Here is a 25,053-nt window from a genome sequence, read left to right as displayed (position 1 = left end):
GGGAAACCGGGCCAGTGTCGCACCGACGGCCCCCGCCGTCAGTTCAGCGTCGGGTCGTCCGGGTAGGTCGCCAGCAGCGCCAGCGGGCCGCGCTGGCGGCGCAGCACCGAGCGCCACAACCGCTCTGGCTCGGGGCTGGAGATGTCCCCCGGCTCGCAGTCCACCAGGTACCACGCACCGCTCTCGATCTCCGCCTCCAGCTGGCCGGGCGACCAGCCCGCGTACCCGGCGAAGATCCGCAGTGCGCCCAGTTCGCCGGCCAGCACCTCGGGCGGCGCCTCCAGGTCCACCAGCCCGATCGCGCCGTGCACCCGCCGCCAGCCGAGCGGCTCGCCGCTGCCCGGCTCCCCCGGGGCCACCGCCAGCCCGAGCGCCGAGTCCAGCGCCACCGGCCCGCCCTGGAACACCACGGCCGGCTGTCCGACCAGCCGCCCCCAGCCGTCCAGCACGCTGCCGACCTCGACGGGCGTCGGCCGGTTGAGCACGACGCCGAGCGCCCCCTCGACGTCGTGGTCGAGGAGGAGCACCACCGCCCGGGCGAAGTTCGGATCGGTGAGCACGGGCGTCGCGACGAGCAGACGGCCGGTGTGGGACCGGCCTCCGTGCGAATGGGCCGCCGTCATGCCACACATGATCCCGCAGAACGGGCGGGCGCGGACACCGCAACACACGAAACCCCGCCACGCCGGACGAACACCCGTACGGGCGCATCGGCGGGCGTCGGAACCCCCGGAGAGAGCACCATCACGGGAGAGGCTCACGGGAACCATCGGGACGCCCACTACCATCTACGGATGGTGGACGCCTTTACACGGTGCCGACTCGGTTTCGCCGGGGGCCCGAACGCGCCCGTACGAACGTTCCACCACCGGCTCGCAGGAGCCCTTCCCCATTTCTCTGGCACCCCGGATTGCGAGAACGATGACCGACGACGTCCTGCTGGTCCACGGCGGAAACCCGCTCGAAGGCGAGATCCGCGTCCGCGGTGCGAAGAACCTGGTCCCCAAGGCCATGGTCGCCGCCCTCCTCGGCCAGGGCCCCAGCAGACTGCGCAACGTCCCGGACATCCGTGACGTCAAGGTGGTCCGCGGCCTGCTGCAGCTGCACGGCGTGACCGTGCGCACCGGCGACGAGGACGGCGAGCTGATCCTCGACCCGTCGCACGTCGAGAGCGCGAACGTCGCCGACATCGACGCGCACGCCGGCTCCTCGCGGATCCCGATCCTGTTCTGCGGCCCGCTGCTGCACCGCCTCGGCCACGCCTTCATCCCCGGCCTCGGCGGCTGCGACATCGGCGGCCGCCCGGTCGACTTCCACTTCGAGGTGCTGCGCCAGTTCGGCGCCACCATCGAGAAGCACCCGCAGGGCACCTACCTGGTCGCCCCGCAGCGGCTGCGCGGCACCAAGATCGAGCTGCCCTACCCGTCGGTCGGCGCGACCGAGCAGGTGCTGCTCACCGCCGTCCTCGCCGAAGGCGTCACCGAGCTGCGCAACGCGGCCATCGAGCCGGAGATCGTCGACCTGATCTGCGTGCTGCAGAAGATGGGCGCGATCATCACCCTGGGCACCGACCGCACCATCCTGATCACCGGTGTGGACGAGCTGGGCGGCTACACCCACCGCGCCCTGCCGGACCGCCTGGAGGCCGCCTCCTGGGCCTGCGCGGCACTCGCCACCAAGGGCGACATCTACGTCCGCGGCGCCCGCCAGCTGGAGATGATGACCTTCCTCAACACCTTCCGGAAGGTCGGCGGCGCCTTCGAGGTGGACGACGAGGGCATCCGCTTCTGGCACCCGGGCGGCGAGCTCAAGGCGATCGCCCTGGAGACGGACGTCCACCCGGGCTTCCAGACCGACTGGCAGCAGCCCCTGGTGGTCGCGCTGACCCAGGCCACCGGCCTGTCCATCGTCCACGAGACGGTGTACGAGTCGCGCCTGGGCTTCACCGGCGCGCTCAACCAGATGGGCGCCCACATCCAGCTCTACCGCGAGTGCCTCGGCGCCACCCCGTGCCGCTTCGGCGCCCGCAACTTCCTGCACTCCGCGGTCGTCTCCGGCCCGTCCAAGCTGATGGGCGCGGAGCTGGTCATCCCGGACCTGCGCGGCGGGTTCTCGTACCTGATCGCGGCGCTCGCGGCCGAGGGCACCTCGACCGTCCACGGCATCGACCTGATCAACCGCGGCTACGAGAACTTCATGGACAAGCTGCGCGACCTCGGCGCCCACGTCGAGCTGCCCAGCGAGCAGCTGGTCGACGCCTGACCGGCCGCGTCCGCCAACAGCGAGAGGCCGGGCTCCCCGCGGGGAGCCCGGCCTCTCGGGCGTTCAAGGGGTGGCTCAGGCAGCGCCCTTGGCGGCTTCCTTCAGCTTGGAGCCGGCGCTCACCTTGGCGCTGTAGCCCGCGGCGATCTGGATCGGCTCGCCGGTCTGCGGGTTGCGGGCGGTGCGGGCAGCGCGGTGGGTGCGCTCGAAGGTCAGGAAACCGGGGATGGTGACCTTCTCGTCGCCCTTGGCGACGACCTCGCCGACGATCTCGGCGAAGGCGGCCAGAACGGCGTCGGCGTCCTTGCGGGTCACCTCGGCGCGCTCGGACAGCGCGGCCACCAGCTCACTGCGGTTCATGTGTACTCCTGTGGTCTGTTCGCTTGCGGTGTGCGGGGGCCCATCGGTGCTCCCACCGGGGGGCACCCGGATGGGCCGCAGGTCCGCACACTGTGCTCGTGCAGGCAATGCGTGGTCGCAGGCCGGGTCCGTACCCGATGCCGCGCGCCAGAGCCTTCGAAGGCCCGCCCGCCTGCCTGGATACGAATCCTGCCCCGACCGGCCCCGAGAAAGCCAATCGGGCCCCGGCCGAGCCACCCGAACATCGCCCGCCCGTTGGAGGTGTGACGCTCCGTCGGCTCCGGCGGACCGGGAGCGGGCGGCGGTCGGGACGACACGCCGGAAGACCAGGGGGACGTTCCGTACTTGTCGGACACGCCTGCCCCGTGCAGGGCTACCGTACGCCCTAGGCACGACAAGCCCAAACACGCCCCTCGCCCTTGTGTCGCAAGGGTTCGGGGCGGGCTTGGGCGAGTACGGGCGCTATTCGGTCATTTGACCGATCCGCGGCACCGCCGCGGGTTCCCCCGTCAGAGCTTGACGGTGGGGAAGGAAGCCGTGTCGAGGGTGCCGACGATGCCCGGGGTCGGACGGGCCGCAACGGGCTCGCCCTGAGCCCCCGCCAGGGCCGCCTCGCGCACCGCGGAGGCCACCGTCTTGGCGACGTCCTTGTGGAAGACGCTCGGGATGATGTAGTTCGCGTTCAGCTCCTCGTCGCTGACGGTGGTGGCCAGCGCCCGGGCGGCGGCGATCATCATCTCGGTGTTCACGGTGCGGCTCTGGGCGTCCAGCAGGCCGCGGAAGACGCCCGGGAAGACCAGCACGTTGTTGATCTGGTTCGGGAAGTCGCTGCGGCCGGTGGCCACCACGGCGGCGGTCTGACGGGCGATCGCCGGGTCGACCTCCGGGTCCGGGTTGGCCAGTGCGAAGACGATCGCGCTCTCGGCCATGGTGGCCAGGTCGTCGCCGTCCAGGACGTTCGGGGCCGACACGCCGATGAAGACGTCCGCGCCCGCCACGGCCTCCTTGAGGCTGCCGGTGCGGCCCGAGCGGTTGGTGTGCTCGGCGATCCAGCGCAGGCTGTCGTTGAGGTCGTCACGGCCCTGGTGGACCACGCCGCGCACGTCGGCGACGGTGGCGTGCTCGACGCCGGCGGCCAGCAGCAGCTTGAGGATCGCGGTGCCGGCGGCGCCGGCGCCCGACATCACCACGCGGATGTCGGCGATGTCCTTGCCGACCACCTTCAGCGCGTTGGTGAGGGCGGCGAGCACCACGATCGCGGTGCCGTGCTGGTCGTCGTGGAAGACCGGGATGTCCAGGGCCTCGCGCAGCCGGGCCTCGATCTCGAAGCAGCGCGGCGCGGAGATGTCCTCCAGGTTGATGCCCGCGAAGCCCGGGGCGATCGCCTTGACGATGGCCACGATCTCGTCGGTGTCCTGGGTGTCCAGGCAGATCGGCCAGGCGTCGATGCCGGCGAAGCGCTTGAACAGGGCCGCCTTGCCCTCCATGACCGGCAGCGCGGCCGCCGGGCCGATGTTGCCCAGGCCCAGCACCGCCGAGCCGTCGGTGACGACGGCGACGCTGTTGCGCTTGATGGTGAGGCGGCGGGCGTCCTCGGGGTTCTCGGCGATCGCCATGCACACGCGGGCCACGCCCGGGGTGTAGATCATGGAGAGGTCGTCACGGTTGCGGATCGGCAGCTTGGACGACATCTCGATCTTGCCGCCGAGGTGCATCAGGAACGTGCGGTCCGACACCTTGCCGATCGTCACGCCGTCGATCGCCCGCAACTTCTCGACGATCTCCTCGCCGTGGGCCACCGAGGAGGCGGCCACGGTCACGTCGATCCGCAGCGCCTCCAGGCCGGAGGCGGTGACGTCGAGGCCGGTGACCGATCCGCCGGAGGACTCGACCGCCGTGGTGATCGCGCTGACCGCGTTGCTCTGGGCCGGAACTTCGAGCCGCACCGTGATCGAGTTGGAGACACTTGGCACCGTCGCCATCGACGCTTCCTTCTTCCATCCATCGGCAGGTTCAACATTTTGTTGAAGGCATCACCTGCGCATGCTAGACCTCGATCGTCGCACCTACCAGGGCGTAGCCAGAAATAACGTTCATTGAGTGTGCGGACCCCACAAGCGGGCCCCCGGGGCGGCCGGCGGACGACCCCCGCCCGGCCCGCGCGCGAGCGGCGGCCGGCAGGCGGGCGACAACAGGGCCCGCGACTTCTTGCCTCTCCGGGCCGATGCGTTACATTGGACGGGACACCGGCTCGATCCAAGCCCCCGGGCCCAACCTTCGTCCCTCAGAGGGACCACTTGCCGCGAGGCGAGCATGGCGGGTCGGTGTCGTAAACGTCTGAAGGCCCCTCACCGTCCGGTGAGGGGCCTTCTTCGTGGTCGCGGACCCGCCGTCAGCCGCGCGTCAGCCGTGCAGCAGCGCGGGCACGCCGGCCGCGTCCGGCAGGTCGTCCGGACCGGACAGCACGGTCAGCCGCTGGGTCGCACGGGTGAGCGCCACGTAGAGCACCCGCAGGCCCGCCTCGGACTCACCGGCGATGCCGGTCGGGTCGGCCACCACGGTCGCGTCGTACTCCAGGCCCTTCGCCTCCAGGCTGCCCAGCGCCACCACGCGCTCGCCCAGGCCCTCGGCCCAGCCGGCCGCCTCGGCCCGGCGGTCCATCGGCACGACGATCGCGACGGTGCCGTCCACCTCGGACAGCAGGCGCTCCAGCTCGGCCCTGGCCGCCGCGCCGAAGGCCTCCGGCGACGGATCGGTGACGGCCGCGAAGCGCGGCTCCACCCCGACGTGGCGCACCGCGCTCGGCGACGGCGTTCCCGGCGCGGCGAGCGCCAGCACCTTGGCCGCCACCTCGGCGATCTCGGCCGGGTTGCGGTAGTTGACGGTGAGCGTGAACCGGCGGCGCTGCTTGCCCGCGAGCACCTCGTCCAGCGCGGCCTGCGCCTCCTGCGGGAACGGCCAGGAGGACTGGGCCGGGTCCCCGACGATCGTCCAGGTCGCCATCCGGGCCCGGCGGCCGATCATCCGCCACTGCATCGGGGTGAGGTCCTGCGCCTCGTCCACGATCACGTGCGCGTACTCCGTGCGCTCCACCGGCTGGCGGTCGCGCTGGCGGGCGCTGCGGTCGGCGAAGGTGGTGACCTCCTCCAGGCCGGTCAGCAGGTCCACCGCGTCCACCTCGCGGACCTTCGGCCGGGCCGGCTCGCCGAGCAGCACCTGGAGCTCGTCCACCAGCGCGACGTCGTGCGCCGACAGCGCGCCCTCGCCGGCCGCCGAGAGGTGCCGCCAGGAGCCCGCCAGGAGCCGCGCCTCGTCCGGGGTGACGGCGCGGCGGGCGATCCGGTTGGTGTGGCGCGCGTGCTTGAGCGTGCCGAGCACCTTGCGCGGGGAAAGCGCCGGCCACCAGGCGTCCAGGAAGTCCAGGAACGAGGCCTCGTCCGAGACGTACTCGTCGAAGGACTCCTTCTCCTCCTGGCGCTGCTCGCGGGCGTAGTGGTCGGTGGGCTTCGGCAGGTGCCGGGTGGCCTCCTGCCACAGGGCGTCCAGCAGCAGCCGACGGGCACGCGGGCGCAGCAGGTTCAGCGGCGTGCCGCCCGAGCCCACCACGTTGCCGCGGACGGCCTTCAGCCGGCCGGCGTCGAGCTTCAGCACCTCACCGCGGGCGACCACCTTGAGCTCCTGCGGCGCGCCCAGCTCCAGCGCCGCGCGGGCGGCCCGGCGCAGCAGCTGCACCATGCGGCCCGAGCCCTTGACCCGGGCGGCCTCGGGGCTGTCGTAGGTGCCCGCCTCGATGCCGTCCACCAGCGAGCCGACCGCGCGGATCGCGACCTGGCCCTCCTCGCCGAGCGAGGGCAGCACGCCCTCGGTGTAGGAGACCAGCAACGGGGTCGGCGAGACGACCAGGATGCCCCCGGCGTAGCGGCGGCGGTCCTGGTAGAGCAGGTACGCGGCACGGTGCAGCGCGACGGCGGTCTTGCCGGTGCCCGGGCCGCCGGTGACGAGCGTGGCACCGCCGGCGGCGGCGCGGATGACCTCGTCCTGCTCCTTCTGGATGGACGAGACGATGTCGCGCATCGAGTGGCTGCGGGCGCGGCCGAGCGAGGCCATCAGCGCGCCGTCGCCGACGACCGCCAGCTCCTCGCCGCCCAGGGTGGGGGTGAGGTCGGGGCGCAGCAGGTCGTCCTCGACGCCGATCACCTTGCGGCCCTTGGAGCGGATCACCCGGCGGCGGATCACCCGGCCCGGCTCGACCGGGGTGGCGCGGTAGAACGGCGCGGCGGCGGGCGCCCGCCAGTCGATCACCAGCGGGCCGTACTCGGCGTCCAGGACGCCGAGGCGGCCGATGTGCAGCGTTTCGGCCACCGCGGGGTCGGCCGGGTCGAGCGGCGTGTTGGACGGGATGCCGTGCTCCTCCGGCGCGTCGGCCCGCTGGAGGTCGATCCGGCCGAACAGGAAGTCCTCGAACTCGTTGTTGAGCCGCTGAAGGTGCGCGCCGGCCCGGTAGACCTGGGCGTCGCGCTCGGCGAGCGCGCCGGGCGTGCCGACCTGAACCCGCTTGGCGGCGTCCTCCAGGATGTACTCGGCCTCGGCGAGCTTCTCCTCGAGCCGGTGGTAGACGGTGTCGAGGTGCTGCTGCTCACCGGCGATCTCGCGCTCGCGCACGGTCTCGTGGTCGGTGGCGGGGGTGGTGTCCGTGTTGCTCTGCATGGCCTCGGTGGTTGCGACGGAATCCGGCTCCGGAAAACGAGCGGACGGATGATCCTACGCCTCGGTCGGGGGAAACGTGAAGGCCGTCCCCCGCAATGCGGGGGACGGCCTTCACTTGTGAACATGGGGTGGTGGAGATGCCGGGAATCGAACCCGGGTCCAGTGGAGTTAATTCAGGGCTTCTCCGAGCGCAGTCCGCTGTGCTTTTCTCGGCCCTGGCGGTCACACGGACAAGCCGCCAACAGGCCCAGCTGCTGTTTGATTTCCCATCCACCCCCGCAGCCCGGGCGGACGGTTGAGTTCCCTAGATTATGCCAGGGTCCGGGTCGGGAACTCCCCGGTCTGACACCCAAGCGCTATCGGTGCTTATTAGGCAGCGAGAGCGAACTGCTGGGAATCGCGCTTAGAGTTGGCGATTATTTTTTTGCGACACGTGGTTAACGAGATCATTGCCGCGTTCCTCGGCTCGCTTCCCCTGTTTCAACATCCCCTGTCGAAACCGATCATCCCCATGTTTTTTTGAGAAACAGCTCGGACGGTGACCGTCCGTGTTGCTGACGCCATAGTACGCGAGGCGACGGGCGAGGGTCCAGCGGATTAACTCTGGCGCCGTCGGGCGGCCGCCACGGCGCGTGCCGTCTCGCGGGTGTCCTGCTTCTCGCGCAGCGTCTGGCGCTTGTCGTACAGCTTCTTGCCGACCGCGAGCGCGAGTTCGAGCTTCACCCGGCCGTCCTTGAAGTACAGCGAGAGCGGGATGAGGGTGTGGCCCGCGTCGCGCACCTTGGTCTCGATCTTGCGGATCTCCAGCTTGTGCAGCAGGAGCTTGCGCTTGCGCCGCGCGGCGTGGTTGGTCCACGTCCCCTGGGTGTACTCGGGGATGAAGACGTTGTCGATCCAGGCCTCGTGGTTCTGGATGTAGGCGTAGCCGTCGACCAGGTTGGCCCTCCCCTCCCGCAGTGACTTCACCTCGGTCCCGGTGAGCACGAGGCCGCACTCGTAGGTGTCGAGGATCGAGTACTCGTGTCGCGCCTTCTTGTTCTGCGCGATCAGCTTGTGTCCGGTTTCCTTTGCCATAGCGCCGTCATTCTCGCACTTCGGGGCCGGCGGGGCAGCCCCTTTAGGCGCGGGTGCCGAGCCCGGCGAGGACGCGCAGGGCCAGGGCGTCGGCGTCCTCGGAGCCGGACGCGGGGACGTCCGGGGTCAGGCCGGTGCCGTCGAGGGAGCGGCCGGCCGGGGTGTGGTAGCGGCCGACGGTCATCTCCAGCACGGCCCCGTCGGCGAGCCGGCTCGGCTGCTGGACGGTGCCCTTGCCGAAGGTCCGCGAGCCCACCACGACGGCTCGGCTGCGGTCCTGGAGGGCGCCGGCGAGCAGTTCGGCGGCGCTCATCGTGCCGCCGTCCACCAGCACCACGAGCGGGGTGCGCTGGTCGCCGCCGGCCGGGGCGGTCAACTCCCTGGTGTCGCCGCGCTCCTGGTACGAGCCGACCGCACCGCCGTCCAGGAAGGCTCCGGCGGTGGCGACGGCCTCGTCGACCAACCCGCCGGAGTTGCCGCGCAGATCGAGCACCACGCCGGTGTGCGGGGCGCGCAGCGCGGTGCGCACCTGGTCGGCCACGCCGGTGGTGAAGGCCCGCACGACGATCCGCAGCGCGCCCTTGTCCAGGTGCTCCGCGGAGACCTGCTGGCTGTCCAGAACGGCCCGGCGCAAGCGCAGTTCGCGCACCTCGCCGTCGCCGCGCCGGACGTCGACGGTGACCTCGGAGCCGGCCCTGCGCTCGCCGTCGCGGCCGCGCAGCCGGGCGACGACCTCGGTGACCGGCAGGCGGTCGGCCTGGTCGGCGTCGATCCTCAGCAACCGGTCGCCGGGGGCGATCCCGGCCGCGGCGGCCGGCCCGCCCGGGGCGACCTGGGACACCTCGGTGACGCCGTCCTCGCCGCGGCCCACCGACAGGCCCACCCCGAGGTAACGGCCGTCCAGGCCCTGGCTGAACTCCGCGTACTCCTGGGCGCTGTAGTACGCCCCCCAGCGGTCGCCGCTGGCGCCGAGCAGGTGCTCCGCCTGCTGCTCGGAGAGCGCGGTGCCGGCCGGGTCCGCGGTCACGCCGGGAACGACGGACGCGGGCCGGACGGCGTCCGCGGACGGACGGCGCGGCGGCTCGCTGGGGTCCCCCCAGGCGCCGGTGGCGGCCCCGGCCAGCAGCACGGCGCCGAACACCAGGCTGAGGGTGGCCACCTGACGTGCCCTGCGCGGAGTTTCCAGCATGGCATCGGAGTGTAGACACCGTGCGCGGCGCCGCGGGCCGGAACGGCCGAGCGCGGAACGACGGCGGCCCCGGACGGCGCAGTGCCGTCCGGGGCCGTCCGGGGCCCGGAGGATCAGACCTTGAGGTACTTGCGCAGCGTGAAGAACGCCGCGACACCGGCCATCGCCATGCCGACCACGACCAGCAGCGGGATCACCGCCAGCACCGAGCTCAGCCCGATGAAGTGGATGAACTGCACCCGGTCGGCCAGCCAGTTCTGGACGAAGAAGTGCCCACCGAGCAGCAGTCCGGAGGCCATCACGGCCCCGAGCAGCGCGGAGAACGCGGCCTCGGCGATGAACGGCATCTGGACGTAGAAGTTGGAGGCACCGACCAGGCGCATGATGCCGGTCTCACGCCGCCTGCTGTACGCCGACACCCGGACGGTGTTGACGATCAGCAGCAGCGCGACGAACAGCATCAGCACCATGATGACGAAGGCCGCCGTCTGCAGACCGTTCAGCAGGCCGAAGAGGTTCTCCAGGATCTTCCGCTGGTCCTCCACCGACTTGACGCCGGGCTTTCCGGCGAAGGCGCTCTGGATGACGTCGTACTTCGTCGGGTCGTTGAGCTTCACCCGCCAGGACTGCGGCATGGCGTCCGGGCCGAGGACGGAGATGAGCGGGTTGTCCGGGTTCATCTCCTTCCAGTGCTTGTACGCCTCGGCGGAGCTCTCGAAGGTCGACGACTGGACCACCGAGTCCATCTTGTCCAGCTGGGCCTTGACGTCCTGCACCTGCTGGTCGGTGGCCGCGCCCTGCCCGCACTGCGGCGAGTTCCGGGCGTCGGACTTGGTGCAGAAGTAGATGCTCACCTCGACCTTGTCGTACCAGTACCCCTTCATGGAGTTCACCTGGTCACGGACCAGGAGCGAGGAACCGGCGAGGGCGAGGGAGAGCGCGACGCTGACGACGACCGCGATGGTCATGGTCAGGTTGCGGCGGAGACCCACACCGATCTCCGACAGGACGAACTGGGCGCGCATGCGTGTAACAACTCCAGGGTCGGTACTGCTGGTCGGACGGGCTCGGGCCGGCGGCCCTACGGTTCAGCGGGGGTGGATCAGTGCTGGTATCCGTAGACGCCGCGGGCCTGGTCGCGGACCAGCAGGCCCTTGTCGAGCTCGATGACGCGCTTGCGCATCTGGTCGACGATGGCCTGGTCGTGGGTCGCCATCAGCACCGTGGTGCCGGTGCGGTTGATGCGGTCGAGCAGCTTCATGATGCCGACCGAGTTCTGCGGGTCGAGGTTGCCGGTGGGCTCGTCCGCGATCAGCAGCATCGGCCGGTTCACGAACGCGCGGGCGATCGCGACGCGCTGCTGCTCACCACCGGAGAGCTCGCCGGGCATGCGGTCCTCCTTGCCGCCGAGGCCGACCAGCTCCAGCACCTCGGGCACCACCTTGTTGATGGCGCTCTTGGGCTTGCCGATCACTTCGAGGGCGAAGGCGACGTTCTGCGCGACGGTCTTGTTGGGCAGCAGGCGGAAGTCCTGGAAGACGGTGCCCAGCTGGCGGCGCATGTGCGGCACCTTCCAGTTGGACAGCTTGCCCAGGTCCTTGCCGAGGACGTGCACCTCGCCCGTGGAGGGGCGCTCCTCGCGCAGGCACAGGCGCAGGAAGGTGGACTTGCCCGAGCCGGACGAGCCGACCAGGAAGACGAACTCACCCTTCTCGATCTCCAGCGAGACGTTGTCCAGGGCGGGACGGTTCTGCTTGGGATAGGTCTTGGAGACGTTGTCGAATCTGATCACGGCTGCATCACGGAGGCCATCCTAGGCGGCGCCAGTCCTCGGTCGGTCCACCCCTGTGGGCCCGGTCCGGGGGCGGGCGAAGGGAACGGAAAGGGCCGCTCCCGGCTTGGGACCATACGCGAATCCGCCGCCGGCCCGCAGGGCCCGGAGCGGACGGTTACCGGAAGTTGGGGGAGAATGTCCCCTTATGCCCCGAAAATTGCGAGGCATCTCACAGCCCGGGAGCCGGAACGGTCAGAACCTGGCACAGTGGAGGGAGCGACCGTGCCCGGCCGCTCCCCCGCACAGGGCACGCGAAGGAACCAAAGCCCCGTCCGGTGCGTTGGTTCTAGCAGCGAGGAGGAGATCGCATGACCTGCGACCATCTGGTGTGCGCCAACTGCAACGGACGCGTGAGCGAGGGCCGTTGCCCGGTCTGCCGCGCCAACCGGGCCCGGCTGCAGGAGCAGCAGGGTCCGTTCGCCGCGCTCTCCCCCGCGGTGCTGCTGGCCCTGCTGGCCGGACTGCTCGCGGTGGCACTGATCGCCCGGCAGGCGCTGGCCTGAGGCACGACGAGACGTACGAACGCGAGGGCCCCCGACCGATCCCGGTCGGGGGCCCTTCTGCGTCGTCGCCCGATTACTCGGCGCTGTTCCCGCGCTGCTCGCGCCGGCGGATGCCGGCCTCGATGCTGTGCTCGGTCCTCGTCGAGGCCGGGATCCTTACGCCTCGTTCGCGGTCTCCCGCTGCTTGCGCCAGCGGATGCCGGCCTCGATGAAGCCGTCGATGTCGCCGTCCAGGACGGCCTGCGGGTTGCCGGCCTCGAACGCGGTCCGGACGTCCTTGACCATCTGGTACGGGTGCAGGACGTAGGAGCGCATCTGGTTGCCCCAGGAGCTGCCGCTGTCCTTGAGGGCGTCCATCGCGGCCTTCTCCTCCTGGCGGCGCCGCTCCAGCAGCTTGGCCTGGAGGACGTTCATCGCGGACGCCTTGTTCTGGATCTGCGAGCGCTCGTTCTGGCAGGAGACCACGATGCCGGTCGGGAGGTGCGTGATGCGCACCGCGGAGTCGGTGGTGTTGACGCCCTGGCCGCCGGGGCCGGAGGCGCGGTACACGTCCACGCGCAGGTCGCCCTCGTCGATGTCGACGTGGTCGGACTGCTCGACGACCGGGAGCACCTCGACGCCGGCGAAGGAGGTCTGCCGGCGGCCCTGGTTGTCGAACGGCGAGATGCGGACCAGGCGGTGGGTGCCCTGCTCGACCGAGAGCGTGCCGTAGGCGTACGGCGCCTTGACGGTGAAGGTCGCGGACTTGATGCCGGCCTCTTCGGCGTACGAGGTGTCGTACACCTCGGTCGGGTACCCGTGCCGCTCGGCCCAGCGCAGGTACATGCGCATGAGCTGCTCGGCGAAGTCGGCCGCGTCGACGCCACCGGCCTCGGCCCGGATGTTGATCAGCGCCTCGCGGGCGTCGTACTCGCCGGACAGGAGGGTGCGGACCTCCAGCTCCTCGACGGCCTTCTGGAGCGACTTGAGCTCGGTCTCGGCCTCGGCGCGGGTGTCCGCGTCGTCCTCGGCCTCGGCCAGCTCGAACAGCACGCCCAGGTCGTCGATGCGGCTGCGCAGGCCCTCGACCCGGCGCAGTTCGCCCTGGAGGAAGGAGAGCCGGCTGGTCACCTTCTGCGCGTTCGCGACGTCGTCCCACAGGGTGGGGGCGGCTGCCTCCTCCTCCAGGACCGCGATGTCGGCCCGGATCTTGTCCAGGTCGAGGACGGCCTCGATCGACCCCATGGTCGATTCGAGGTTCTTGAGCTCTTCGGAAGGATCGACGGCTGCCACGCCCCCAGCGTAATGGTTCCGGGGGTGGTCATGACGACACCGGGGTCCCCCGGCCGCCCGGCACCGGCCCTAGGGGGCCCGCGGGGCGGTGCTGTGGACGGCCGGACGGGCCGGGTGGCCGCGGTCCGGGGCGGTGGCCGCGAAGGCGGTCCAGGCCGCGGCGGCGCCCGCCAGGAGCAGGACGGTGGCCAGCACGACGGCGAGCAGCCGGCGCCGGCGCAGCAGGGCCTGGCGGTCGCGGCGGTGGCCCGCGCCGGGGGCGGTGCGCTGGGCGCGGGACTCGGCGGCGTAGGCGGCCAGCTCGTCCGCGGACGGGCGGCGCAGGCTGGTGTGGGTGTCCCGGGTGGAGTCCGGGGCGACGCCGGGCACCAGCGGAACGGCCGGACCGCGGCGGCGCTTGTGGGCGCCGGGGGCGGCGTCCACCTCGGCGTAGACGGCCTCGCCGGGGGTGATCGCCTCCTCCGCCGGGGCGCGGCCCTGCGAGGGGATGGCGAGCACCGGCAGGCCGGCCAGCGCGGGCAGCTGCTCGCGCAGCCGGGCGGCCAGCTCGGCGGCGCGCAGCCGGGAGGCGGGGGCCTTGGCCAGGCACTCGGAGATGATCCGCCACAGCCCGTCCGGCAGGCCGGGGATCGGCGGCACCTGCTCGGTGACGTGGCGGCGCAGCACGGCGCCGGTGTGGCCGCCGCCGAAGGGGGTGAAGCCGGCCAGCAGCTCGTAGAGCACGGTGGCGAGGGCGTAGATGTCGACGGCGGCGCGCGGCTCCAGGCCCTCGATGATCTCGGGGGCGAGGTAGTCGGGGGTGCCGATGATCCGGGTGGCCCGCGTGCGGCGCGGGGCGTCCACCAGGCGGGCCACGCCGAAGTCGGTGAGCTTGGCGCGCGGGGCCCCGCCGGGACCGGGGGCGGCGGCGAGGTCGAGCAGGACGTTCTCCGGCTTGACGTCGCGGTGGACGATGCCGGCCGCGTGCGCGGCGGCCAGGCCGTCGGCGACGTCGGCGATGACCGAGGCGGCGGTCTGCGGGGGCAGGGCACCGTCGCGTTCGAGCCGGGAGCGCAGGTCGGTGCCCTGCACGAGCTCCATGACCAGGGCGAGGTCACTGCCGTCCACGACCATGTCGCGCACGCCGACCACCCGGGGGTGGTCGAGGCTGGTCAGCGCGGCGCGCTCCTGCACGAAACGGCCGACCAGCACCTGGTCGGCGGCCAGGTCCTCGCGCAGCAGCTTGACCGCCACCGGGCCGTCCGGCCCCTCGCCGAGCCAGACCGTCCCGGCCGAACCCCGGCCGATCACCTGGTGGACGGTGTACCGGCTGCCGATCTTGCGTGCCAATGCTGCTCCGTGGGCGGCGCGGGAGCGCGTCCGAAGGTCCGGTGCGCTCGGTGGGGCGGGACAACACCGACCAACCTACGCGCCCCGACCCCCCTCGCGGGCCGCCTGAGGGCCCCGGGGCGGCACTCGCGGGCGAGAAATCTTCGAAATTGTCGATAAAGCGTCAATCCCGCCGTCCGGGCGGCCGCCGGGGGACGGCCGGCCCCGGCGGGGCGTCAGTTCTTCGCGCTGTCGAAGATGTTGGTCACCCAGTCGTAGGCCGTGTGGTACCAGCCCTGAACGTTGTCCCAGTAGTGCGGCAGCGGCGTGAAGTTCCACAGCGCCACGGCGGCGACCGCCAGCACCAGCAGCACCATCAGGCAGCCCTTGAGGCAGCCGAGCCCCGGGATGTACATCCGGTTGCGGCTGCGCGGGCGCCGCTCGCGCGGCGGGGCCGGCTCGCGGCGCGACGGAGCCGGCGGCTCCTCGCGGCGCTGCGGGGGCTCCCGGCGCTGCGGCGCGGGCGGCTCGGCCCGGCGCACCGGGGTGGGCGGGGGCGGCGGCGGGTAGCCGGCCTGCGACCGGCCGTAGCCCTCCGGGGCCTGCCGGTAGCCGCCGGGCGGCTGCGGACGGCCGCCCTGGCCCGGCTGGCCCCCCTGGGTCGCCTGGTAGGGCGGCGGCGCCACCGGCGGGCGCTGGGCGTAGCCGGGCGGCGGGCCCTGGCGGCGCTGGTCGGGGCGGTGGCCACCGGGCTGCTCGGGCTGGTACGCCCCGGGGTGACCGCCCTGGCCCGGGTAACCGCCCTGACCCGGTCGGCCCCCCGGGTTCGCCTGGTAGGGCTGCGGGGCGACCTGCGGCTCCTCGAAGTCCTCCGGGCCGAAGTAGCCGACCTGCGTCTGCTGGTTGCGGTCCCGCGCGGCGCGCAGCTGGGTCTGCCACGGGTGCGGCGCCTCCTCCTGCGGCGGGCCCGGCGGGGGCGGCGGCACCGCGGTGGGCGGCATCACCTGCGTGCGGTCCGCGCCGCCGTACGGGGGCGCGGGCGGCGGCTGGGTGCCCATCACCCGGGTCGCCGCGGCCGGGTCGAACTGCGGGGCACCGGGGCCGCCGGCGGGCAGCACCTGGGTGCGGTCCTCGCTCGCGGGCGCGAACGGCGCGCCCGTGGCCGTGCCCGGCACCGAGGCCGGCTGCGGGTCGGGCTGCAGCAGCGCGCCGACCGCGATCGCCGCGTCCACGGCCGCCGGGGAGGCGTGCACGCCGACGCCCGCCGCCACCACGCGCAGCGCCCGCGCCAGCGAGGTCGCGGACGGCCGCTGCGCCGGGTCCTTGCGCAGGCAGCGCTCGATCACCGTCCACAGCGGCTCGGGCATCGTGCTGGGCCGCTGCGGCTCCTGGGCCAGGTGCGCCTGGAGGACCGCGAGCGCGCCGTCGCCCTGGAACGGCTGGCGGCCGGTGACCAGCTCGTACAGCATGATCCCGGCGCCGTAGACGTCCACGGCGGAGGTCTGGGCGCGGCCCTCGGCGGACTCCGGGGCGACGTAGGCGGGCGTGCCGACGAACTCGTGGGTGCGGGTGATGCCCGGGGAGTCGGCGAGGCGGGCGATGCCGAAGTCGGTCAGCATCGGGTGCATCTGCTCGGTGCCGTCCACCACGACGGAGGCGAGCAGGACGTTCGCCGGCTTGAGGTCGCGGTGGACGATGCCGTCGGCGTGGCTGGCCGCGAGCGCGTCCGCGACCTGGGCCATCAGCAGGGCGCCGGCGATCGGGCTGAACGGACCGTTGGAGCGCAGGTAGCGGGCCAGGTCGGGGCCCTCGACGAGGTCCATCACGAGGGCCAGCAGCTCGCCCTCGACGACCAGGTCGCGCACCCGGACGATGTTCGGGTGGGTGAGCCGCAGCAGCAGGGAGCGCTCGCGCAGGAAGCGCATCACGACGTCCGGGTCGGCGGCCAGCTCCTCGCGCAGCACCTTGATCGCCACGGCCTGCCCGGGCTCGCCGCCCGGCACGTCGGCGTCCGGGCGCACCCGCCCGCGCCAGACGGTGCCGGTGGCCCCCCGTCCGAGGGTCTCCTCAAGCACATACTTGCTGCCGACTGGCCGCACCTGTCGCACTCCTCGCCGTGCCGCCCGCGCGGGGCGCTCCTCCGCCGGTGCGGTGAGCCTGCCGGGCCCCTGTCTGCGGCCACTCTAACGGTGACGGTTCGGGTTTCGGAGGCGACCGGCAGGCCGTCCGACCGGTCTCGGGGACCGGTTGGGGGACATCCCCTAGGGAAGGGTCACGGGCACCGCCGGAGCACCGGTTGACCTGACCCTCCGCCACCTCCAACATGGCGATCATCGCAAGATCGTCAAATCCGGTACCGTGCGCGGACCGTCCGTGACGGATGGCAGGATGGACACTCGCCACTCTTGTGGCCCAGCGGCCGCCCGAGCCGCGAGGCAGCGGTACCAGGCTTCACATCAGCAGAAGGGACCCGCGGGCGAGATGCAGATCCGGCTGACCGTCCTCCGACCGCGCAGCGGCCCGACCGCCGCCGGCACCGCCATCCCCTACGTGGACGTACTGGTCACCGCGCCCGTGGGCACCGCGCTCGGCGCCCTCGCGGGCGCGCTCGCGGGCGCCGTGGGCGTGCGCGGGCCCCGGGCCGCCACCCACGTGCACCTCTACGCCGGGGCGCACCGGGTGGACGAACACACCCTGCTCGGCCATCCTCCGCTGCTCGACGGCGCCGTCCTCAGCCTCAACGAGCCGGACCCGACCGCCGACGACCCCGACGACGCGACGGCCGCCGCCGAACTGCGCGTGGTCGGCGGCCCCGACGCCGGCGGCGTGCACCGTCTGCACGGCCGGGAGATCCGGGTCGGCCGCTCCGGCGAGGCCGACGTCCCGCTCGACGACCCGGACGTCTCCCGGCTGCACCTGTCCCTGCACCTCGACGAGGACGGCCGGGTCACCGTCCGCGACCTCGGGTCCACCAACGGCACCACCCTGGACGGCCGGATCGTCCCGCCCGGCCCGCTGGAGGAGGCCGTCCCGCTCGACCCCGGCGCCCTGCTGCGGATCGGCGAGTCCACCCTCCAGCTCGCCGCCCCCGAGCCCGGCGAGCCCGCCCGCGCCGCCGTCCCGGACGGCCACGGCCACCTCCAGCTCGCCGCCCCCGGCCCCGTCCGGCCCGTGCCGCCCGTCGCGGAACCGCCCGCCGCCCCCGAGCCCGCCGCGGGCCGCGGCCGCGGGCTGCTCTCGCTGCGGCTCGGCCGCACCGCCGAACCGCCCGGACAGGAGAGCGCCGAGCGCCACCACGCCGCCGTCCGGATCCGCCAGGCCGCCGCCCAGCGCGAACGCTGGCCCGATCTCGCCACCCTCCTGCTCAACGCCCTCGGCCCCGGCCCCCGGCTCTGGGAGCGCGGCCCCGGTCACCCCGACGCGCTCACCCTGCGCCTGGGCACCGCCGACCGCCCCGGCGGCCCGGGCACCACCCCCGGCACGACGCTGCCCGCCGTCCCGGTCACCCTGGACCTGCAGACCGCCGGCAGCCTCGGCCTCAGCGGCCCGCGCGAGCGCTTGGACGCGCTGACCCGCGCCGTCGTCGCCCAGCTCGCCGCCCTGCACCCGCCGAGCGGCCTGAGCCTCGTCGTCGTCGACTCCGACCACGCCCGCACCCCGCAGGACCGCGTCGACACCTGGGCCTGGGCCCTCTGGCTGCCCCACCTGCGCCCCGTCGAGGGCCAGGACTGCCGCCTGCTGCTCGGCCTCGACGACGAGCAGGCCACCGCCCGGCTCACCGAGCTCACCGCCCGGCTCAGCGGCCCGGTCGGGCTCGGCGGCCACCCCGCCACCGTCGTCGTGGTCGACGGCCGCCCGGCCACCGAGGCCGCCCGGCACGCACTGGACCTGCTGCTGCGCCAGGGCCCGGCGGTCGGCATCTTCCCGATCTGCCTCGCCGAGCAGCCCGAACTGCTCCCCCGCGGCGTCGGCGCCACCGCCCTGATCACCGGCGAGGTCGGCACCCACCTCTCGCTCGACCGCCCGGTCGCCCGCGGCCGCGAGACCCTGCACGAGGTCTCGCTGGACGCCGTCTCCGACGCCTGGGCCGAGCGGCTGGCCCGGGTGCTCGCGCCGCTGCGCGAGGCGGCCCCGGCCGCCCGCGGCCCCCTGCCCGACGCCCTGCGGCTGCTCGACCTGCTGCAGCTCGACACCGTCACCCCCGCCAAGCTCTCCGCCCGCTGGGACGCCCACGCCGGCGGCATCGGCGCCGCCACCGCGCTGCTCGGCACCACCCGTGACGAGCTCTGCACGCTCGACCTCGCCGATCCCGAACTGGCCCTCCCCTCGCCCGACCCGGGCGGCCCGCACCTGCTGATCGGCGGCGCACGCGGCTCCGGAAAGACGGAGCTGCTGCGCACCCTCGTCGCCTCGCTGGCCGTCTCCGAGCGGCCCGAGCGGCTGGCCGTCACGATCGTCGAGGGCCGGGCCACCGAGGACGGGCTGGACGGCTGCACCGAGCTCCCGCACGTCACCGGGCGGGTCAACGCGGCCTCCGACCCGCGCCAGGCGCTGCTCGCCGCGGAGGCGCTGGAGGACGAACTCACGCTGCGGGAGCGGCTGTTCGACGGCCTCGACTTCTCCTCCTGGCACGCCGCCCGAATTCTTGACGGCCAGCACGGCCTGGACGGCCGACAGGGCCTCGGCACGGGCGCGGACACCCCGCAGGTGCCGGTGCCCGCCACCGTCGGGGCCGCCGCGCCCCCGGCGCCCCTGATCATCGGGCCGCGCGGCGCCGACGGCCCCCGGCCCGCCGCCGCCCCGGGTGCCCCGGTCCCCGCCCGGCTGGTCGTCGTCGTCGACGACTACGACGCACTGCTCTCCCCCACCTCCCCGGCCGGCCGCCCGCTGGCCCGCGCGCTCGCCGCCGTCGCCCGCCGCGGCGGCCCGCTCGGCGTCCACCTCGCGGTCACCACCGGCCGGCCCGAGGACAGCGCCGGCACCGAGGTGGACGAGGCCGCGCTGCTCCGGATCGCCCTGCGCACCGAGGACCCGGCCGACTCCGACCTGCTGATCCACCTGGGCGACGCCGCCGCCCTCCCCGAGGACACCCCGGGCCGCGGTTACCTGCGGCTGCCGGACGGCGGCGTCTGCGCCTTCCAGGCCGCCCGGATCAGCGGACGCATCCCGCGCACCGCGACCCTGCGCCCGACGGTCGTCGCGATAGACCCGCTCCAGCTCGGCGCCCCGCCCGCCCGCCGTCCGGTCCGCGAACTCGGCAACGGCCCGACGGACCTGGCGCTCCTCGCCAGCGCACTCCAGCGCGCGGCGACCCGCTGAGGGCCGGCGTCCCGCAGCACGCACGACGAGGGGCGGGGCCCGCGTCCGAAGACGCGGGCCCCGCCCCTCGTGCCGTCCCGACTTCCTAGCGCATCGAACCGGTGCGCAGGAGGGTGCGGATGACGCGCATCGCGACCGACAGGCTGGACAGCTCGTAGTTGTCCGAACCCCTTATGTCGTCGAGCGTGCTCTTCGCGCGGTTCAGCAGCGTCCCGTTGAGCTCCGCCCAGGCGGTGTAGCGCTCCTCCGGCGTGGCTCCCTCGGGGCCGCAGACGAGGATGTCCGCGGTCAGCGCCGCGTGCGCCGCGAAGAGGTCCTCGCGGATCGCGGCCCGGGCCATCGACGACCAGCGGTCGGTGCGGGGCAGGTCGATGATGCGGTCCAGCAGGTGCGAGATCTGCAGGCGGTCGCCGAGGTCGTAGTAGAGCTCGGCGACGTCCGCGACGTCCTTGCCGGAGCGGTCCGCGACCTCGGTGATGTCCAGGGTCGGGAAGACCGAGGACAGGCCGGCGATCCGGGTGGCCAGCTCCTCCGGCACGCCCGCCGCGGCGAGCTCGCCGTGGATCGACTCGAACCAGGCCAGGTCCTCGCCGCGCAGCGGCTTGGGCAGCGAGCCCCAGACCTGGGCGATCCGGTCGCGGAAGAACTCGATCGTGGCGGCGATGTCCAGCGGCTGACGGCGGTTGTTGAGCATCCACCGGGTGGCGCGCTCGACCAGGCGGCGCGAGTGCAGCCGCATCTTGGTCTGGACCCGGGCCGGGACCTTGTTGTCCAGGCCCTCGATCTCGCCCCAGATCTCCTCCAGGCCGAACACGGCCCGCGCGGCGGTGTGCGTCCGGGCGATCTCCTCGTAGGTCGCGCCGGTCTCCTCCTTCAGGCGGAAGGCGAAGGTGCAGCCACCGCGGTTGATCGTGTCGTTGACGATCAGCGTGGTGATGATCTCGCGGCGCAGCGCGTGGCCGTCGATCGCCTCGGCGAACCTGGCCCGCAGGGCGCTCGGGAAGTACTCGTGGAGCGCGGTGCGGAAGTACGGGTCGTCGGGCAGGTCGGTGGCGAGCAGCTCCTCGGCCAGCGTGATCTTGGTGTACGCGAGCAGGACGGACATCTCGGGCTGCGAGAGACCGCGGCCGCTCTGCTGGCGCTCGCGGATCAGGCGCTCGGCGGGCAGGAACTCCAGCGCCCGGTCGAGCTGGCCGGCCGCCTCGAAGCGGTTGATCATCCGGGAGTGGACGTTGACCATGCTGTGCGCCTGGGCGACGGCGTTGGCCAGCACCACGTTCTGCGCGTAGTTGTTGCGCAGCACCAGGTGGCCGACCTCGTCGGTCATCTCGGCCAGCAGGGTGTTGCGCTGCTTGACCGTCATGTCGCCCTCGGCGACGACCCCGTTGAGCAGGATCTTGATGTTGACCTCGTGGTCCGAGGTGTCCACGCCGGCCGAGTTGTCGATGGCGTCGGTGTTGATCCAGCCGCCGGTGCCCTCCGGGCCGCCGGCCGCCGCGTACTCGATGCGGCCGAGCTGGGTGCAGCCGAGGTTGCCGCCCTCGCCGATGACCCGGGCCCGGACCTGCTCGCCGTTGACGCGGATGGCGTCGTTGGCCTTGTCGCCGACCTCGGCGTTGGTCTCGGCCGAGGCCTTGACGTAGGTGCCGATGCCGCCGTTCCAGAACAGGTCGACCGGCGCCTGCAGGATCGCCTTCATCAGCTCGGCCGGGGTGAGCCGGGCTTCCTTGATGCCGAGCGCGGCCCGGACCTGGGCGCTGACCTGGATCGACTTGGCACTGCGCGGGAACACCCCGCCGCCGGCCGAGATCAGCGACTTGTCGTAGTCGTCCCACGAGCTGCGCGGAAGGTCGAACAGGCGGCGGCGCTCGGCGTACGAGACGGCCGCGTCCGGGTTCGGGTCGAGGAAGATGTGGCGGTGGTCGAAGGCCGCGACCAGCCGGATGTGCTCGCTGAGCAGCATGCCGTTGCCGAAGACGTCGCCGGACATGTCGCCGATGCCGATGACGGTGAAGTCCTCGGCCTGGGTGTCGACGCCGAGCTCGCGGAAGTTGCGCTTGACCGACTCCCAGGCACCGCGGGCGGTGATGCCCATGCCCTTGTGGTCGTAGCCGGCCGAGCCGCCGGAGGCGAACGCGTCGCCCAGCCAGAAGCCGTAGGACTCGGCGACGCCGTTGGCGATGTCGGAGAAGGTCGCGGTGCCCTTGTCGGCGGCGACGACCAGGTAGGTGTCGTCCTCGTCGTGGCGGACCACGTCGGCCGGGTGGACGACCTCGCCGCCGACCAGGTTGTCGGTGATGTCGAGCAGCGCCGAGATGAACGTCTTGTACGAGGAGACGCCCTCGGCCAGCCACGCGTCGCGGTCCACCGACGGGTCCGGCAGCTGCTTGGCGACGAAGCCGCCCTTCGCGCCGACCGGCACGATGACGGTGTTCTTCACCATCTGCGCCTTGACCAGGCCGAGGATCTCGGTGCGGAAGTCCTCGCGCCGGTCGGACCAGCGCAGACCACCGCGGGCGACCTTGCCGAAGCGCAGGTGCACGCCCTCGACCTGCGGCGAGTAGACCCAGATCTCGAACGCCGGGCGCGGGGCCGGCAGGTCCGGGATGGCCTTCGGGTCGAACTTCATCGACACGTAGGAGTGCCACTCGCCGGAGCCGTCGTGCTGGAAGAAGTTGGTCCGCAGGGTGGCCTTGATGAGGTGCAGGAAGGAGCGCAGGATGCGGTCCTCGTCCAGCGAGACGACCTCGTCGAGCGCGCCGGCCAGCTCCTCCAGGATGCCCTCGGTCAGCTCCAGGGCGCCCGAGCGGTGGCTCGGGCTCAGCCGGGCCTCGAACAGGTTGACCAGCAGGCGGGTGCTGTGGGTGTTGTTGCGGAGCGCGTCCTCCATGTAGTCCTGGGAGAACGTGGAGCCCGCCTGGCGCAGGTACTTGGCGTACGCGCGCAGCATCATCGCCTGGCGCCAGGTCAGCCCGGCGGTGAGGACCAGCTCGTTGAAGCGGTCGTTCTCGGCCCGGCCGGTCCAGGTGGCGGCGAAGGTCTCCTGGAAGCGCTCGCGCGCCTCGTCGGTGAGCCCGGTGGCCTCGTGCAGCTTCAGGCCGAAGTCGTACACCCACGCGGTGGTGCCGTCGGAGCGGCGCAGCGCGTACGGGTGCTCGTCCAGCACCTCGACGCCCAGGCGCTGGAGCACCGGCAGGACCTCGGTGAGCGAGATCGGGCCGCCGACCCGGTAGATCTTGAAGCGGCGCTCGTCGTCGCCCGCGCCGACCGGCTGGTACAGGTTGAGGCGGAAGTCGCCCGCGCCGTGCAGCGACTCGATCTGCTTGATGTCGGAGACGGCGGTGCGCGGCGGGAAGTCGGCGCGGTAGCCGTCGGGGAAGGCGTTGGCGTACTTGTGGCCGAGCTCGGCGGCCTTCTCCTCGCCCAGCTCGGTGTGCAGCTGGTCGTGGAAGCCGTCCATCCAGAACCGGGCGGCCTCGGCCAGGCGGTTCTCGATCCGCTCGATGTCGGTGTCGGTGAGCTGCGGCAGCTCGGTGCCGGGGGCCACCCGGACGACGAAGTGCAGACGGGTCAGCACCGACTCGGTGGCGTACACCGTGTAGTCGATGGCGTCGCCGTTCAGCTCTTCCTTGAGGATGTCGGTGAGCAGCAGGCGGATCCGGGTGGTGTACCGGTCGCGCGGCAGGTAGATGAACGCCGAGTAGTAGCGGCCGTACTCGTCCTGGCGCAGGAAGAGGCGCAGCTTGCGGCGCTCCTGCAGGTAGAGCACGCTCGTGGCGATCGAGAGCAGTTCGGAGGCCGCCGTCTGGAACATCTCGTCCCGCGGGAAGGTCTCCATGATCTGCAGCAGGTCGCGGCCGTCGTGGCTCTCGCTGGAGAAGCCGGAGCCGTCCAGGACGGCCTGGACCTTGCGGCGCACGACCGGGATCCGGGTGACGGACTCGGTGTACGCGGCGGAGGAGAACAGACCGAGGAAGCGGCGCTCGCCGATCGGCTCGCCGGCGGCGTTGAACTTCTTCACGCCGACGTAGTCCAGGTAGGCCGGGCGGTGCACGGTGGCACGGCTGTTGGCCTTGGTGAGGACGAGCAGCTTCTTCTCGTGGGCCTTGGCGCGCACCGGCGCGGAGAGGCGGCCGAAAGCCTCGCTGACGGCGTGGTGGCGGTCGTCGTGGCTGTGCGGGTCGGCGCGCAGGATGCCGAGGCCGGTGCCGGCGACGGCCTTGAGGACCTCCTCGCCCTCGTGCTCGACGAGGTCGTACTCGCGGTAGCCGAGGAAGGTGAAGTGGTCGTCGCCGAGCCAGCGCATCAGCTCCCAGGCCTCGCCGACCTCCTGCTCGGGCAGGCCGGCCGGGGGCTCCTCGGCCAGCTCGTCGGCCAGGCGCAGCGCGCTGTCGCGCATCTTGGTCCAGTCCTCGACGACCTCGCGGACGTCGCCGAGCACGCGGCGCAGGTTGGACTCGATCGAGCGCAGGTCCTCGCGGTCGGTCTCGCGGTCGATCTCGATGTGCATCCACGACTCGACGGTCGCGTCGGCGGGCCACTCGGTGCCGGCGGCCTGGCTGCGCGCGCACGCGTCGACGTCGAGGATCTCCAGGAGCTTGCCGGTGATGTCACGGCGGACGACCAGCTGCGGGTGGATCACGATGTGGATCGCGCGGTCCTGGCGGGAGAGCTCGTTGGTGACCGAGTCGACCAGGAAGGGCATGTCGTCGGTGACGACCTCGACCACGGTGTGGCCGCAGGACCAGCCGTTCTCCTCGACCGAGGGGGTGTGCACCCGCACCTCGGCGGTGCCCTGGGGGCGCTTGAGGCCCAGGCGGTAGTGCGAGGCGGCCGCGCCGTAGACGTCGACCGGGTCGCGGTCGACCAGGTCCTCGGGCGCGGTGTGGAGGTAGTAGTGGTGCAGGTACGCGGTAAGAGCGCCGTTGCTCAGACCCTCCCCCGGCGCCGCTCCCCCCACCTGGCTGTTCTCAGCGGCTGCGGCGGCCTTCTTGAGCAGGTCGGCCTTGGCTGCGTCCAGCTTGGTCTGCATGACTTCTTGGCTCCTGTCGCGCGCCGTTGCGTGACTCGGTCGTGTGTGGATGAACACCGACGGGTCTACCGCAATCCTGCCGCACCATCCGACTGAAAAGGCTTCATGGCACGCATGAAACGCCTTCGCAATGGGTAGGACGATTCGTCCTGCGGAGCCACCCGACGACGCCAGCCAGCCTAACCGGATCAAT

The 25,053-nt window shown here is 72.6% G+C and carries 15 protein-coding genes and 1 other RNA gene; 3 read left to right on the top strand and 13 right to left on the bottom strand.

From position 1 onward, the window contains the following. Positions 1 to 38: 38 nt before the first annotated feature. On the bottom strand, positions 39 to 623 hold the full coding sequence (locus AB0C76_RS06095; protein WP_359960378.1) for a YqgE/AlgH family protein: 585 nt from the start codon (positions 621 to 623) through the stop codon (positions 39 to 41). A 298-nt stretch (positions 624 to 921) separates the two neighbouring features. Between AB0C76_RS06095 and murA the strand changes: the two genes are divergently transcribed. After that, positions 922 to 2,262: a UDP-N-acetylglucosamine 1-carboxyvinyltransferase gene (gene murA, locus AB0C76_RS06090; RefSeq protein ID WP_359960375.1), complete on the top strand. Its 1,341-nt coding sequence runs from the start codon at positions 922 to 924 to the stop codon at positions 2,260 to 2,262. Between the two features lie 75 nt (positions 2,263 to 2,337). On the opposite strand, the gene AB0C76_RS06085 is transcribed toward murA, so the two are convergent. The 8 genes from AB0C76_RS06085 to ftsE form a co-directional block, all read right to left on the bottom strand. Then, positions 2,338 to 2,622 (bottom strand): HU family DNA-binding protein, encoded by a 285-nt coding sequence (locus tag AB0C76_RS06085; protein ID WP_030242980.1) that lies wholly within the window; start codon positions 2,620 to 2,622, stop codon positions 2,338 to 2,340. Positions 2,623 to 3,131: 509 nt separating this feature from the next. Continuing rightward, on the bottom strand, positions 3,132 to 4,604 hold the full coding sequence (locus tag AB0C76_RS06080; RefSeq protein WP_359960372.1) for an NAD-dependent malic enzyme: 1,473 nt from the start codon (positions 4,602 to 4,604) through the stop codon (positions 3,132 to 3,134). A 421-nt stretch (positions 4,605 to 5,025) separates the two neighbouring features. Next, complete coding sequence (locus AB0C76_RS06075; RefSeq protein ID WP_359960370.1) at positions 5,026 to 7,329, bottom strand: UvrD-helicase domain-containing protein; 2,304 nt, start codon at positions 7,327 to 7,329, stop codon at positions 5,026 to 5,028. Positions 7,330 to 7,458: 129 nt separating this feature from the next. Continuing rightward, positions 7,459 to 7,840: a transfer-messenger RNA gene (gene ssrA, locus AB0C76_RS06070) on the bottom strand. Positions 7,841 to 7,926: 86 nt separating this feature from the next. Then, positions 7,927 to 8,403, bottom strand: a complete 477-nt coding sequence (gene smpB / locus AB0C76_RS06065) for an SsrA-binding protein SmpB (protein ID WP_329929187.1) — start codon at positions 8,401 to 8,403, stop codon at positions 7,927 to 7,929. Positions 8,404 to 8,446: 43 nt separating this feature from the next. Further along, positions 8,447 to 9,592, bottom strand: a complete 1,146-nt coding sequence (locus AB0C76_RS06060) for a S41 family peptidase (protein ID WP_359960367.1) — start codon at positions 9,590 to 9,592, stop codon at positions 8,447 to 8,449. A gap of 113 nt (positions 9,593 to 9,705) precedes the next feature. After that, positions 9,706 to 10,617 (bottom strand): permease-like cell division protein FtsX, encoded by a 912-nt coding sequence (gene ftsX, locus AB0C76_RS06055; RefSeq protein WP_329929190.1) that lies wholly within the window; start codon positions 10,615 to 10,617, stop codon positions 9,706 to 9,708. A gap of 77 nt (positions 10,618 to 10,694) precedes the next feature. Further along, positions 10,695 to 11,384, bottom strand: coding sequence for a cell division ATP-binding protein FtsE (gene ftsE / locus AB0C76_RS06050; protein WP_063349173.1), 690 nt, complete (start codon positions 11,382 to 11,384; stop codon positions 10,695 to 10,697). Positions 11,385 to 11,734: 350 nt separating this feature from the next. Here ftsE and AB0C76_RS06045 point away from each other — a divergent pair, with 350 nt between their 5' ends. Then, positions 11,735 to 11,929: a hypothetical protein gene (locus AB0C76_RS06045; protein ID WP_359960365.1), complete on the top strand. Its 195-nt coding sequence runs from the start codon at positions 11,735 to 11,737 to the stop codon at positions 11,927 to 11,929. Between the two features lie 156 nt (positions 11,930 to 12,085). Here AB0C76_RS06045 and prfB read toward each other — a convergent pair whose 3' ends face one another. The 3 genes from prfB to AB0C76_RS06030 form a co-directional block, all read right to left on the bottom strand. Further along, positions 12,086 to 13,201, bottom strand: coding sequence for a peptide chain release factor 2 (gene prfB, locus AB0C76_RS06040; protein ID WP_359960363.1), 1,116 nt, complete (start codon positions 13,199 to 13,201; stop codon positions 12,086 to 12,088). 69 nt (positions 13,202 to 13,270) lie between these two features. Next, positions 13,271 to 14,530 (bottom strand): serine/threonine-protein kinase, encoded by a 1,260-nt coding sequence (locus tag AB0C76_RS06035; protein ID WP_359960361.1) that lies wholly within the window; start codon positions 14,528 to 14,530, stop codon positions 13,271 to 13,273. 215 nt (positions 14,531 to 14,745) lie between these two features. Continuing rightward, positions 14,746 to 16,608 carry a protein kinase gene (locus tag AB0C76_RS06030; protein ID WP_359960358.1) on the bottom strand — a complete coding sequence of 621 codons (1,863 nt, stop codon included), beginning with the start codon at positions 16,606 to 16,608 and terminating at the stop codon, positions 14,746 to 14,748. Positions 16,609 to 16,990: 382 nt separating this feature from the next. Between AB0C76_RS06030 and AB0C76_RS06025 the strand changes: the two genes are divergently transcribed. Then, positions 16,991 to 19,828, top strand: a complete 2,838-nt coding sequence (locus AB0C76_RS06025) for an FHA domain-containing protein (RefSeq protein ID WP_359960355.1) — start codon at positions 16,991 to 16,993, stop codon at positions 19,826 to 19,828. Between the two features lie 85 nt (positions 19,829 to 19,913). On the opposite strand, the gene AB0C76_RS06020 is transcribed toward AB0C76_RS06025, so the two are convergent. After that, positions 19,914 to 24,860, bottom strand: coding sequence for an NAD-glutamate dehydrogenase (locus tag AB0C76_RS06020; protein WP_359960352.1), 4,947 nt, complete (start codon positions 24,858 to 24,860; stop codon positions 19,914 to 19,916). Between the last annotated feature and the right edge of the window lie 193 nt (positions 24,861 to 25,053).

This window comes from Kitasatospora sp. NPDC048722 (genome assembly GCF_040650235.1).
Lineage (GTDB): Bacteria > Actinomycetota > Actinomycetes > Streptomycetales > Streptomycetaceae > Kitasatospora.
The sequence above is the reverse complement of the archived record's forward strand: the minus strand, read 5'-3'. Positions and strand labels throughout refer to the sequence as shown.